The organism is Streptococcus sanguinis, assembly GCF_008329445.1.
In the GTDB taxonomy this organism is placed as follows: domain Bacteria; phylum Bacillota; class Bacilli; order Lactobacillales; family Streptococcaceae; genus Streptococcus; species Streptococcus sanguinis_O.
The window spans coordinates 12,533-26,755 of the sequence record NZ_VIBR01000003.1; the positions used below are offsets into that span (position 1 = coordinate 12,533).

Below are 14,223 nucleotides of genomic sequence, written 5' to 3' on the forward strand. Positions count from 1 at the left end.
ATTATGGTCGAATTAAATCTGAAAAATATCTATAAAAAATATCCCAACAGCGACCACTACTCAGTGGAAGACTTCAATCTAGATATCAAGGACAAGGAATTTATCGTCTTTGTCGGTCCATCTGGTTGCGGGAAATCAACTACGCTGCGTATGATTGCGGGTCTTGAAGACATCACAGAAGGAACTGCTTCTATTGACGGTACAGTGGTTAATGATGTGGCACCCAAAGACCGTGACATCGCCATGGTCTTCCAGAACTATGCCCTTTATCCGCACATGACTGTCTACGACAATATGGCTTTTGGCCTCAAGCTGCGCAAGTACAGCAAGGAAGATATTGACAAACGGGTTAATGAAGCAGCAGAAATCCTAGGTTTGAAGGAATTCTTGCAGCGCAAGCCAGCTGATTTATCTGGTGGTCAGCGTCAGCGGGTAGCAATGGGACGCGCTATCGTTCGTGATGCAAAGGTTTTCCTTATGGATGAGCCTCTGTCTAACTTGGATGCTAAGCTGCGTGTTTCTATGCGGGCGGAGATTGCCAAGATTCACCGTCGTATCGGGGCAACAACTATTTATGTTACCCACGACCAGACTGAAGCTATGACTCTGGCTGACCGGATTGTTATCATGTCAGCGACCAAGAATCCTGCTGGAACTGGAACGATTGGACGAGTGGAGCAGATTGGTACACCTCAAGAAGTCTATAACAACCCAGTTAATAAGTTCGTTGCCGGCTTCATCGGCAGCCCAGCTATGAACTTTATCCCAGTTAAGCTTGAAGGGAATGAGATTGTAGCAGAAGGTCTGCGCTTGACTGTGCCAGAAGGAGCTCTCAAGGTTCTGCGGGAGAAAAATTACGAGGGCAAGGAGCTGATCTTCGGTATTCGTCCGGAAGATATCAATGCGGAAGCTGCTTTCTTGGAAACTTTCCCGAATTCAGTTGTGCATGCTAAAATTTCTGTTTCAGAATTGCTGGGAGCAGAGTCTCATCTCTACTGCCAAGTGGGTTCTAGTGAGTTTGTAGCGCGTGTGGATTCACGCGATTACCTAGAAACTGGTGCAGGTATTGACCTAGGCTTCGACCTCAATAAAGCGCACTTCTTTGATCCAGAGACAGAGAAGACGGTCTATTAATCAGTAGATAAAAAACGCAGACAGTCCTGTCTGCGTTTTTAAAATGGCTGTTATAACAGCGTTTTTTACTGAAAGGAGCTTAGATTTTTTCTTGTTTTAGCTTTCCGATAAGAATCTCGGCTGAAATGGTGGCATGTGTAAGCTGCTCCCAATTGATTAGATTTTTTTCAACATGAAAGAGTAAAGGAGTCATCTGCAGCAGGGCAGTTTTCTCCTCAGAATGCAGGGCATGGGTTGATTCTACGGTCTTTCTAGATAGGATCGTAAAGTGCTTCTGGAAATGCTGGATGATATCTTGATTAGAATAATCTTTCTTGTCCAGATATTGAGCAGCTTTTTGACGAATTTCTTTCAGATGATTTTCTGTTGGGATGACTTTGATGATGAATCCCTCTTTTTTCAATACTCGCTGAAATTCATGGTAATTAGCTGGTGAGAAGATGTCCAGCAAGACATCCATGCTTTGATCCTGAACGGGCAAGTGTGCCAAATCACCAACAAACCATTTTACAGCAAGGCTCTGATCACTTTTGGCAGCTAACTGGATAGAATCTTTGGATAAATCAAAAGCATAAATTTCTTTGTTGGGGAATTTTTCCTGGATTTTTCGAGCATAATATCCCTCTCCGCAAGCGATGTCTAGAATAGTCTGTTCTTCAGGCAGGGCCTGCAGCAGATCCTGCAACTCATCTAGGATATGCTGATAAAAGCCAGCTTCCAAGATGACTTGCCTATTTTGAAAGCTTGTTTTGTCATAGTCTTTAGCTTGTTTGGCCTGGGGAGCTAGATTGACATAACCGGATTTGGAGATGTCATAGGAATGGCGATTAGGACACTTGAGGCTGTTTTCTTCCATAGCCAAGCTTTGCTGGCAGAGTGGACAGGCCAGAGCTGGAGCTTGGGCAAAGCGGGCAAGTTTTGGTTTCATAGGCGCTCTCTTTCTATTGTTTTTATAAAACTGGATGACTTCTTATTGGTAAGACATAGAAAAATCCGATTCAGGTAATCGGATTTTTATCTTTAGTAGGTAAGGACAAAGTATTTCTTTTTACCACGGCGGATAACTGTCAGCTCGTCTTCCAGTTTATCTGAGTCGCTGAGAACATAGTCTAAATCTTGGATGCGCTCGCCATTGAGGTAGATAGCACCGTTTTGGACGTCCTCGCGAGCTTGACGTTTGGAGTTTACCACACCGGCTGTCACAAGCAGTTCTACAATATTGAGGTTGTCTTCTGCTTGGACCTGATAGTTAGGCACACCGCGCAAACCTTGTTTGAGTTCCTTGACAGATAGGTTCTTGATATTTCCGACAAAGAGCTGCTCAGTGATGTTGAGGGCTTCCTGATATGCTTCTTGACCGTGAACCAGACTGACCACTTCGCGAGCCAGGACTTTCTGAGCCAAGCGTTCGTGTGGTGCTGATTCAAACTGCTGACGAATCTCTTCGATTTCATCCAAGGACAGGAAGGTGAAGATTTTCAGGAAGCGGATAGCGTCTGCGTCCATGACATTCATCCAGAATTGATACATTTCGTAAGGAGAAGTCTTGTCAGGATTGAGCCAGACAGCATTGCCTTCTGACTTACCAAATTTTTTGCCAGTAGCGTCGGTAATGAGCGGAACAGTTATCACATGGCCAGTCTTGTCAGCCTTGCGGCGCAGGAGTTCTGTACCTGCTGTCATATTGCCCCACTGGTCAGAACCACCGATTTGCAGGGTTACGCCGTGGTTTTGATTGAGGATATAAAAGTCATATCCTTGCATGATCTGGTAGGCGAATTCTGTATAGGAAATCCCTGTCTCAATCCGGCTCTTGACAGAATCTTTGCTCATCATGTAGTTGACAGTGAAGTATTTGCCGACATCGCGTAGGAAGTCGATAAAGCTGATGCTGCTGAACCAGTCATAGTTATTGACCATTTCTGCCTTATTATCGCCCTTTTCAAAGTCCAGAAAACGAGAAAGCTGATCTTGGATAGATTTTACCCAGCCTTCCACGGTTTCCTTGGTTTGGAGGCTGCGTTCTGCATCCTTAAAGGATGGATCGCCAATCAATCCAGTCGCTCCTCCAACCAGAGCGTAGGGTTTATGTCCGGCTAGTTGCAAGCGACGGCTGGTCAGAATGGCTACCAAGTGGCCAAGGTGCAGACTGTCAGCGGTTGGATCGTATCCACTATAATAAGAGACTTGTCCTTCTTCTAAGGCCTTGCGTAAAGCTGCTTCATCAGTAGTTTGGAATACCAAGCCACGTTCTTTTAGCTCATCAAAAATGTGCATCATGTCTCTCCTATTCTAAAAGCCAAGAAATTGGCTTATCTATATTTTAAATTTATGTTACTCTATTGTATCATAAAGCTTTTAAATAGCAATGTTTCCTTGAAATAAATCATAGATATTTGGTATAATGGGAAGATAACAAGGAGAATCAAACTTGGAACAATTAATAGAGAAATTAAAAGAGTTCTGGGGAAAAGCCCAGCAGTTTATCAAAAAAATACATCTTCCAGAATGGAGCAAGAAGATCGTTAGTGGCAACAATGGCTGGTCTATCGGTGATGTTTTTGCTGTTTTCTTGCGGACTTTTAAACTTCTGATGAATATGGCTTTTGTGTTTATCTTCTTCGGTGGCGTAATCGGTGCTGGGATCGGGATAGGCTATGCAGCTAGTCTTTTCAGTAAGGTTGAAGTGCCCAAGCAAGAAGATCTGGTCAAGCAGGTGAATAATATCTCTGGTATTTCTAAGCTTACCTATGCTGATGGCAGCTTGATTGCAGAAGTGGACAATGATTTGCTCCGCATTCCGGTTAAGAGTGACGCCATCTCTGAAAATGTAAAAAAAGCCGTTATCGCTACAGAGGATGAGAACTTTGAAACGCATAACGGAGTTGTGCCTAAGGCTGTGCTTAGGGCTACGCTCGGTTCTGTTGTCGGAGTTGGCTCGTCTAGCGGGGGTTCAACTATTACTCAGCAGTTGATTAAGCAGCAGGTGGTGGGTGATGCACCGACCTTCAAGCGGAAAGCAGCGGAAATTGTTGATGCGCTGGCTTTGGAGCGTTACATGTCCAAGGATGATATTTTGACGACCTACTTGAACGTTTCGCCTTTCGGGCGCAATAATAAGGGGCAGAATATCGCTGGTGTGGAAGAAGCTGCTCAAGGAATTTTTGGTGTCTCTGCTAAGGATTTGACAGTGCCCCAGTCTGCTTTTATTGCCGGCTTGCCACAGAGTCCAATTGTTTATTCGCCTTATGCAGCCGATGGCAGTCTCAAGAATGCAGGAGATATGGCTCTGGGCTTGGAACGTGCCAAGGATGTGCTCTATAATATGTATCGGACGGGCAAGCTAAGCGAGAAAGAGTACAAGGAGTACAAGGACTACGACTTGACCAAGGATTTCAAGCCCTCTGAAAGTTCAGAAAAATCTTCGCATGGCTACCTTTACTACACAGCGGTCGAAGAAGCCCAGCAGACCATGTACGAGTACTTGATTCAGCGGGACAATGTTTCTCAGCAAGAGCTGAAAAACAATGACACTGTTAAAGCCTACAAGGAATTGGCTGCTAAAGAACTGAGCGATGGCGGCTATACTGTCACCACCACGATTAACAAGAACATCCACACCGCTATGCAAAATGCAGTAGCCAACTATGGCGGCATCTTGGATGACGGAACTGGTGCAGTTGAAGTGGGAAATGTCCTCTTGGATAACAAAACCGGTGCTGTGATTGGCTTTGTAGGAGGCAGAGACTATGCTTCCAATCAGAACAATCACGCCTTTGATACGGAACGCTCGCCAGGTTCGACTATTAAGCCGATTCTGGCTTATGGGATTGCTATTGACCAAGGCCTGATGGGCAGCGCCAGCGTTCTTTCTAACTATCCGACTAACTTTTCAAGCGGTGACCCAATCATGCACGTGGACAGCCGTGGTACAGCCATGATGGACCTGCAAGAAGCGCTCAATACTTCTTGGAATATTCCGGCTTATTGGACTTACCGCGGATTACGCGAAAAGGGTGTCAATGTCCGTGGCTATATGGAAAAAATGGGCTATTACATCGATGACTACAGCATTGAGAGTCTCCCAATGGGCGGGGGAATCGAAGTATCTGTAGCTCAGCATACCAATGGTTTCCAAACCTTGGCTAATAATGGAACCTACCAAAAAAAATACATGGTTGAAAAAATCACAGACCGAGATGGCAAGGTGATTTACCAGCATAAGGCCAATCCTGTTCAGATATACAGTCCAGCAGCTGCTACGATTATGCAGGAGCTCATGCGGGGAGTTATCAATTCTGGGGCTACTACGACCTATAAATCCAGAATCAGTCAGGTCAATGGAACCTTGGCTGGAGCCGATTGGATTGGTAAGACTGGAACGACCAACACCAACGGTGATATGTGGCTGATGCTTTCTACTCCTAAGATGACTTTGGGAGGCTGGATTGGTCATGATGATAATAGCTCTATGGCGGCGTTGACTGGTTATAATAATAATGCCTCCTACATGGCCTATATGGCAGATGCTATCTATCAGGCAGATCCAAATGCCTGGGGTGTTGGTGATAAATTTACTCTTGATCCGAGTGTGATTAAGTCTGATGTACTCAAGTCCACAGGGGAAAAGCCAGGTACAGTAACGGTAAACGGCCGCTCTGTTAATCTCAGCGGTCCGACAGTGCCTAGCTATTGGGCTAAAAACGGTGCTCCGACCACGACATACCGCTTTGGTATCGGGGCATCAGATGCGGATTATCAGAAGGCTTGGTCAGCTATACTGGGCGGTTCTACCTCTAATTCTAATTCCAGCTCCAATTCTAACAATAACCGGCAGGGGAACTAGCGCATCAAGAACAGTTTTTAACTTTTCAGAAAGCGGATGAAATCCTTGCAATTTCTAGCTAAATAAGGTATAATGATAACAATAATTTGTCGTGTGCTTTATTTGAAATATTGTCCAAATAGAAGCTTACAGCAGTTAAATCAAACTTGAATAAGTCAGATTTAGCTGCTCTTTTTGTGCCTATTTTTAGGAAAAACGAATTATGTAACCATAATTTAATTTTTCTGAAAATTAAACAAAAGGGACTGATTGTGGCTGTTTTGCAGCATTGTAAATGACAGAGGATTTTTCTCTGAAAACATTTCACAGAACTCGCTCTAAAAAGCGTGAAGTAAAGATAGGTTTCCTCTCGCTTTATCAAGGGCTTAGTATCTTATCATAAAGGAGTAAAAACTTGGCAGGACATGAAGTTCGATACGGTAAACACCGTACCCGTCGTAGTTTTTCAAGAATTAAGGAAGTTCTTGATTTACCAAATTTGATTGAAATCCAAACGGATTCGTTCCAAGATTTCTTGGATCATGGTCTGAAGGAAGTCTTTGAAGATGTACTTCCTATTTCAAACTTTACCGACACCATGGAATTGGAGTTTGTCGGCTATGAAATCCGTGAGCCTAAATATACGCTGGAAGAAGCACGTATCCACGATGCCAGCTACTCAGCGCCAATCTTTGTGACTTTCCGTCTGATTAACAAGGAAACTGGTGAAATCAAGACTCAGGAAGTCTTCTTTGGTGATTTCCCAATCATGACTGAAATGGGAACCTTCATCATCAATGGTGGTGAGCGGATTATCGTATCCCAGTTGGTGCGTTCTCCAGGGGTTTACTTTAACGATAAAGTTGACAAAAACGGAAAAGTTGGCTACGGTTCAACAGTTATTCCTAACCGTGGTGCTTGGTTAGAGTTGGAAACAGACTCAAAAGACATTGCCTACACTCGTATTGACCGGACACGGAAGATTCCATTTACCACTTTGGTGCGTGCGCTTGGTTTCTCAGGTGATGATGAGATCTTGGACATCTTTGGTGACAGCGACTTGGTGCGCAATACCATTGAAAAAGATATTCACAAGAACCCTATGGACTCTCGTACAGATGAAGCCCTGAAAGAAATCTATGAGCGTCTTCGTCCAGGCGAGCCTAAGACGGCTGAAAGTTCTCGTTCCCTTCTTGAAGCGCGTTTCTTTGATCCGCATCGTTATGACTTGGCAGCAGTTGGTCGCTACAAGATTAATAAGAAACTCAACGTCAAGACACGCTTGCTGAACCAAACCATTGCTGAGCCATTGGTAGATGCTGAAACAGGAGAAATCTTGGTTGAAGCTGGTACAGTTATGACCCGTAGTGTCATTGACAGCATTGCAGAGCAGCTGGACAATGGTTTGAATAAAATCACTTATATTCCAAACGACTCAGCTGTCTTGACAGACCCTGTAGAATTGCAAAAGTTCAAGGTTGTAGCACCGACTGATCCAGACCGCGTTGTGACCATCATTGGTAACGCAAATCCTTCTGACAAGGTACGGATTGTGACACCAGCTGACATTTTGGCTGAGATGAGCTACTTCCTCAACTTGGCTGAAGGCATCGGTCGTGTGGATGATATTGACCACTTGGGGAACCGTCGTATTCGTGCAGTTGGTGAGCTTTTGGCTAACCAAGTTCGACTTGGACTTTCTCGGATGGAGCGCAATGTTCGTGAACGGATGTCTGTTCAGGATAATGAAGTACTGACTCCACAGCAAATCATCAACATCCGTCCCGTAACTGCAGCCATTAAAGAATTCTTTGGTTCTTCACAGTTGTCACAGTTCATGGACCAACACAATCCGCTGTCTGAGCTCTCTCACAAGCGTCGTCTTTCTGCCTTAGGACCTGGTGGTTTGACACGTGACCGTGCTGGTTATGAAGTGCGGGACGTGCACTATACTCACTACGGTCGTATGTGTCCGATTGAAACGCCTGAAGGACCAAACATCGGTTTGATCAATAACTTGTCTTCTTATGGACACCTTAATAAATACGGATTTATTCAAACGCCTTACCGTAAGGTAGACCGTGAAGCTGGCGTAGTAACCAACGAAATCGTTTGGCTGACAGCTGATGAGGAAGATGAATTTATCGTAGCGCAGGCCAACTCTAAGCTTAATGAAAAAGGCGGCTTTGCAGAGCCTATCGTTATGGGACGCCACCAAGGTAATAACCAAGAATTCCCATCAGACCAAGTAGACTACATGGATGTATCGCCTAAGCAGGTAGTTGCCGTAGCGACAGCATGTATTCCTTTCTTGGAAAATGACGACTCCAACCGTGCCCTCATGGGAGCCAACATGCAACGTCAGGCTGTGCCTTTGATTGATCCAAAAGCGCCTTACGTTGGTACTGGTATGGAATACCAAGCTGCCCACGACTCTGGTGCAGCAGTTATTGCCCAGCATGATGGTAAGGTTACCTATGCAGATGCAGACAAGGTTGAAGTCCGCCGTGAAGATGGTTCTCTTGATGTTTACCAAATTCAAAAATTCCGCCGTTCGAACTCAGGAACTGCTTATAACCAACGCACCTTAGTGAAAGTTGGCGATGTCGTTGAAAAAGGTGACTTTATCGCTGATGGACCTTCTATGGAAAAGGGAGAAATGGCCCTGGGACAAAACCCAATCGTTGCCTACATGACATGGGAAGGTTACAACTTCGAGGATGCGGTTATCATGAGTGAGCGTCTAGTGAAAGACGATGTCTACACCTCTGTTCACTTGGAAGAATACGAATCAGAAACTCGCGACACCAAGCTTGGCCCTGAAGAAATTACCCGCGAAATTCCAAACGTAGGGGAAGATGCCCTGCGCAATCTGGATGAAATGGGGATTATCCGCATCGGGGCGGAAGTCAAGGAAGGTGACATCCTAGTCGGGAAAGTCACTCCTAAGGGTGAAAAAGACCTTTCTGCTGAAGAACGTCTGCTTCATGCTATCTTTGGTGACAAGTCTCGTGAAGTCCGCGATACCTCTCTGCGTGTGCCACACGGTGCCGACGGAGTGGTTCGTGACGTGAAGATCTTTACCCGTGCTAATGGTGATGAACTGCAATCTGGCGTTAATATGTTGGTTCGTGTCTACATCGCTCAAAAACGTAAGATCAAGGTCGGAGATAAGATGGCCGGTCGTCACGGAAACAAGGGGGTTGTATCCCGTATCGTTCCTGTAGAAGACATGCCTTACTTGCCAGATGGAACACCAGTTGATATCATGTTGAACCCACTCGGGGTACCATCACGTATGAATATCGGTCAGGTTATGGAGCTTCACCTTGGTATGGCGGCACGTAACTTGGGCATCCATATTGCAACACCAGTCTTTGATGGAGCAAGCTCAGAAGACCTCTGGGATACAGTACGCGAAGCTGGTATGGACAGCGATGCCAAGACTATTCTTTATGACGGACGTACCGGTGAGCCGTTTGACAACCGTGTATCTGTTGGTGTCATGTACATGATTAAGCTCCACCACATGGTAGATGATAAACTCCATGCCCGCTCAGTAGGACCTTACTCAATGGTTACCCAACAGCCGCTCGGAGGTAAAGCTCAATTTGGTGGACAACGTTTTGGTGAGATGGAAGTTTGGGCCTTGGAAGCTTACGGTGCTTCTAACGTTCTGCAAGAAATCCTGACTTACAAGTCAGATGATGTCAACGGACGTTTGAAGGCTTATGAAGCTATTACCAAAGGGAAACCAATTCCAAAACCAGGTGTGCCAGAATCCTTCCGCGTTCTTGTCAAAGAATTGCAATCTCTTGGTCTGGACATGCGCGTTCTCGATGAAGATGACAATGAAGTAGAACTGCGTGACCTAGACGAAGGTGAAGATGATGATGTGATTCACGTTGACGATCTTGAAAAAGCGCGTGAAAAAGCAGCTCAAGAAGCGAAAGCAGCTTTTGAGGCTGAAGGAAAAGAATAAGAATTCACACTGATTAGAAAATGAAGAAAGGTAAGAAATAGTGGTTGATGTAAATCGTTTTAAAAGTATGCAAATCACCCTAGCTTCTCCAAATAAGGTCCGTTCATGGTCTTATGGGGAAGTGAAGAAACCTGAAACAATCAATTACCGAACCCTGAAACCAGAACGCGAAGGCCTTTTTGACGAAGTGATCTTCGGTCCAACTAAGGACTGGGAATGTGCCTGTGGTAAATACAAACGGATTCGTTACAAAGGAATCATCTGTGACCGCTGTGGCGTTGAAGTAACCCGCGCCAAGGTTCGTCGTGAGCGTATGGGCCACATCGAATTGAAGGCACCTGTTTCACATATTTGGTACTTTAAAGGAATTCCAAGCCGCATGGGGCTCACTTTGGATATGAGTCCACGTGCTCTGGAAGAAGTCATTTATTTTGCCGCTTATGTGGTGATTGATCCTAAGGACACACCGCTAGAGCACAAGTCCATCATGACGGAGCGTGAGTACCGTGAGCGTTTACGCGAGTATGGTGCAGGCTCATTTGTAGCCAAAATGGGAGCAGAAGCTATTCAAGACCTCTTGAAACAAGTGGACTTGGAAGCTGAGATTGCTGTCCTCAAAGAAGAATTGAAAACTGCTTCAGGTCAAAAACGGATCAAGGCTGTCCGTCGTTTGGATGTTTTGGACGCCTTCTACAAGTCTGGCAATAAGCCAGAATGGATGGTCCTCAACATCCTGCCGGTTATTCCGCCAGATTTGCGCCCGATGGTTCAGCTGGATGGTGGTCGTTTTGCAGCTTCTGACCTCAATGATCTCTATCGCCGGGTTATCAACCGGAACAACCGTTTGGCTCGTTTATTGGAACTCAATGCACCTGGTATCATTGTGCAAAATGAGAAGCGGATGCTTCAAGAAGCGGTTGATGCTTTGATTGACAATGGTCGCCGTGGCCGTCCAATTACTGGACCAGGTAGCCGTCCACTTAAATCATTGAGCCACATGCTCAAAGGGAAACAAGGTCGTTTCCGTCAAAACTTGCTGGGTAAACGGGTTGACTTCTCAGGTCGTTCCGTTATCGCTGTTGGTCCTACGTTGAAAATGTATCAATGTGGTGTGCCGCGTGAAATGGCGATTGAGCTCTTTAAACCATTTGTGATGCGTGAGATTGTTGCGCGTGATATCGTGCAAAACGTAAAAGCTGCAAAACGCTTGGTAGAGCGTGGAGATGAGCGTATCTGGGATATTCTGGAAGAAGTGATCAAGGAACACCCTGTGCTTCTTAACCGCGCACCGACCCTTCACCGTCTGGGAATTCAGGCCTTTGAGCCAGTTCTGATTGATGGTAAAGCTCTTCGTTTGCATCCATTGGTCTGTGAAGCCTACAATGCCGACTTTGACGGTGACCAAATGGCCATCCACGTACCATTGTCGGAGGAAGCCCAAGCTGAAGCTCGTATCCTCATGCTGGCTGCTGAACATATCTTGAATCCGAAAGATGGTAAACCAGTTGTAACACCATCTCAGGATATGGTCTTGGGGAACTACTACCTGACCATGGAAGAGGCTGGCCGCGAAGGCGAAGGCATGATTTTCAAGGATATGGATGAGGCGGTGATGGCCCTCCGTAATGGCTATGTTCACTTGCATACTCGTGTTGGTATCGCAACAGACAGTCTTAATAAGCCTTGGACAGAAGACCAGAAGCATAAGATTTTGATTACAACTGTTGGTAAAATTCTCTTTAACGCGATTATGCCAGAGGAATTGCCTTACCTGCAAGAGCCAACCAATGCTAACTTGACAGAAGGTGTGCCAGCTAAGTACTTCTTGGAGTCAGGACAAGACATCAAGGAAGTCATTGAACAGCTTGAGATCAATGTTCCGTTTAAGAAGAAAAATCTTGGTAACATCATCGCAGAAATCTTCAAACGATTCCGTACAACAGAAACATCTGCTCTTCTTGACCGCTTGAAGAACTTGGGTTATCACCATTCTACTTTGGCTGGTCTGACAGTAGGTATCGCTGATATCCCAGTTGTCGAAGACAAGGCTGAGATTATTGAAGAATCCCATAAGCGTGTTGAACAAATTACTAAACAATTCCGCCGTGGTATGATCACTGACGATGAACGCTACAATGCAGTTACTGCTGAGTGGCGGGCAGCTCGTGAGAAATTGGAAAAACGTTTGGTTGCTAACCAGGATCCTAAGAACCCTATCGTTATGATGATGGACTCTGGAGCCCGGGGTAACATCTCTAACTTCTCCCAGTTGGCCGGTATGCGTGGTCTGATGGCTGCGCCAAATGGACGTATCATGGAATTGCCAATCTTGTCTAACTTCCGTGAAGGTCTGTCTGTTCTGGAAATGTTCTTCTCAACTCACGGTGCTCGTAAGGGTATGACCGATACGGCCCTTAAGACAGCCGACTCGGGTTACCTGACTCGTCGTTTGGTTGACGTTGCCCAAGATGTGATTATCCGTGAAGACGACTGTGGTACAGATCGTGGACTTCTTATCACTTCTATCACAGAAGGCAAGGAGATGATCGAGTCTCTGGAAGAGCGTCTCAATGGTCGTTACACTAAGAAAACAGTTAAACATCCAGAAACTGGTGCGGTCATTATTGGTCCAAATGAATTGATCACAGAAGACAAGGCGCGTGAAATCGTTAATGCTGGTGTTGAAGAAGTGACAATCCGCTCCGTCTTTACATGTAACACCCGCCACGGTGTCTGCCGTCACTGTTACGGTATCAACTTGGCAACGGGTGATGCAGTTGAAGTCGGTGAAGCAGTCGGAACCATCGCTGCCCAGTCTATCGGGGAGCCTGGTACACAGCTGACCATGCGTACCTTCCACACGGGTGGTGTTGCCTCTAATACCGATATCACACAAGGTCTTCCTCGTGTCCAAGAAATCTTTGAAGCCCGCAATCCGAAAGGGGAAGCAGTCATCACTGAAGTCAAGGGTGAGGTTACTGCTATCGAAGAAGATGCATCTACTCGTACCAAGAAGGTCTTTGTTAAAGGCCAAACTGGCGAAGGTGAGTATGTGGTACCATTTACAGCCCGTATGAAGGTTGAAGTGGGTGACCAAGTTTCTCGTGGTGCTGCCTTGACTGAAGGTTCAATCCAGCCTAAGCACTTGCTGGCTGTCCGCGATGTCTTGTCTGTTGAAACTTATCTGCTTGCTGAGGTACAAAAAGTTTACCGCAGCCAAGGGGTAGAAATCGGCGACAAACATATCGAGGTAATGGTTCGCCAAATGATTCGCAAGGTGCGCGTCATGGATCCAGGAGATACAGATCTTCTCATGGGAACTCTCATGGATATTACAGACTTCACAGATGCTAACCGTGATGTGGTTATTTCAGGCGGAGTGCCTGCGACAGCCCGTCCAGTCCTCATGGGAATCACCAAAGCTTCCCTTGAGACAAATAGCTTCCTGTCTGCAGCTTCCTTCCAGGAAACAACTCGTGTCCTGACAGATGCTGCTATCCGTGGTAAGAAAGACCATCTCCTTGGCCTCAAGGAAAATGTTATCATCGGTAAGATTATCCCAGCAGGTACTGGTATGGCCCGCTACCGCAATCTGGAGCCTCAGGCTGTCAATGAAGTTGAAATTATTGACGAAGTGACAGAACTGCCAGATGGATTTGAAACTGAAGAAAATATTGTTCTTAAATAAAGAACTTTCCCTCCCGATTTTCGGGAGGGATTTTTTGTTGCAGCCGATAATTTCTTGCTCGCAACTAAATATTATCCCATAATATACTTAGAAAGTTGTTTTTAAGCTCTCCTTTATGGATCAACGACTATAGAAGAAATATTCAAGATTTCCTGTTTCAGTTTTTCTATGATGCGAGATGCCATATTTATTTTTAATCAGGGAGGTAGCTGGTTTTTTGTAGTATGATAGCGCTAGGTTATACTATTTTAAAATTCCTAAAATAGTATGAGGGGTAGGTTTGAAATTATTAAAAAGAGGAGGTTAGTTTTAATGGTAGTGGTCGGAGATTGTAAAGATCAGTAGCTGGCATTTATCTAGCTGTTTCATTCATGAAGGGAGGTTTTTTGGAAGATAAAGAATAGAAAACAATTAGATTACAAATAGAATAATATTTTATTACAATGAATAAAGATTAAAAAATATAGGTAAAAAACACAAAATTCTGCATAAATCAGGGCTTTAAGCCTATAAGTTCTTTCCTTTTTATTTATTTTTTTGAGAAAACCAAAAAATTTCAGTAATTTTAAGTTACAGTTAAGTTAAGAAAATTAA

The 14,223-nt window shown here is 45.0% G+C and carries 6 protein-coding genes; 4 read left to right on the forward strand and 2 right to left on the reverse strand.

Going from position 1 to position 14,223, the window contains the following annotated elements; genetic code table 11:
- Positions 1-3: 3 nt before the first annotated feature.
- Positions 4-1,134 (forward strand): ABC transporter ATP-binding protein, encoded by a 1,131-nt coding sequence (locus FKX92_RS07055; RefSeq protein ID WP_149565920.1) that lies wholly within the window; start codon positions 4-6, stop codon positions 1,132-1,134.
- A gap of 79 nt (positions 1,135-1,213) precedes the next feature.
- Here the strand turns inward: FKX92_RS07055 and FKX92_RS07060 are convergent, their stop codons facing one another.
- Positions 1,214-2,062 (reverse strand): putative RNA methyltransferase, encoded by an 849-nt coding sequence (locus tag FKX92_RS07060; RefSeq protein ID WP_149565921.1) that lies wholly within the window; start codon positions 2,060-2,062, stop codon positions 1,214-1,216.
- A gap of 92 nt (positions 2,063-2,154) precedes the next feature.
- Positions 2,155-3,411: a tyrosine--tRNA ligase gene (tyrS, locus tag FKX92_RS07065; RefSeq protein ID WP_149566099.1), complete on the reverse strand. Its 1,257-nt coding sequence runs from the start codon at positions 3,409-3,411 to the stop codon at positions 2,155-2,157.
- 154 nt (positions 3,412-3,565) lie between these two features.
- Between tyrS and pbp1b the strand changes: the two genes are divergently transcribed.
- The 3 genes from pbp1b to rpoC all read left to right on the forward strand — a co-directional run bounded on the left by pbp1b (position 3,566) and on the right by rpoC (position 13,629).
- Positions 3,566-5,980 (forward strand): penicillin-binding protein PBP1B, encoded by a 2,415-nt coding sequence (gene pbp1b, locus FKX92_RS07070; protein ID WP_149565922.1) that lies wholly within the window; start codon positions 3,566-3,568, stop codon positions 5,978-5,980.
- 394 nt (positions 5,981-6,374) lie between these two features.
- Complete coding sequence (rpoB, locus tag FKX92_RS07075) at positions 6,375-9,941, forward strand: DNA-directed RNA polymerase subunit beta (RefSeq protein ID WP_149565923.1); 3,567 nt, start codon at positions 6,375-6,377, stop codon at positions 9,939-9,941.
- 40 nt (positions 9,942-9,981) lie between these two features.
- Positions 9,982-13,629 (forward strand): DNA-directed RNA polymerase subunit beta', encoded by a 3,648-nt coding sequence (rpoC, locus tag FKX92_RS07080; RefSeq protein ID WP_149565924.1) that lies wholly within the window; start codon positions 9,982-9,984, stop codon positions 13,627-13,629.
- The last annotated feature ends 594 nt before the right edge of the window (positions 13,630-14,223 follow it).

Coding starts and splice junctions, on each gene's coding strand:
- FKX92_RS07055 (WP_149565920.1), top strand. CDS start 4: ATGGTCGAATTAAATCTGAAAAATATCTATAAAAAATATCCCAACAGC.
- FKX92_RS07060 (WP_149565921.1), bottom strand. CDS start 2,062: ATGAAACCAAAACTTGCCCGCTTTGCCCAAGCTCCAGCTCTGGCCTGT.
- tyrS (WP_149566099.1), bottom strand. CDS start 3,411: ATGCACATTTTTGATGAGCTAAAAGAACGTGGCTTGGTATTCCAAACT.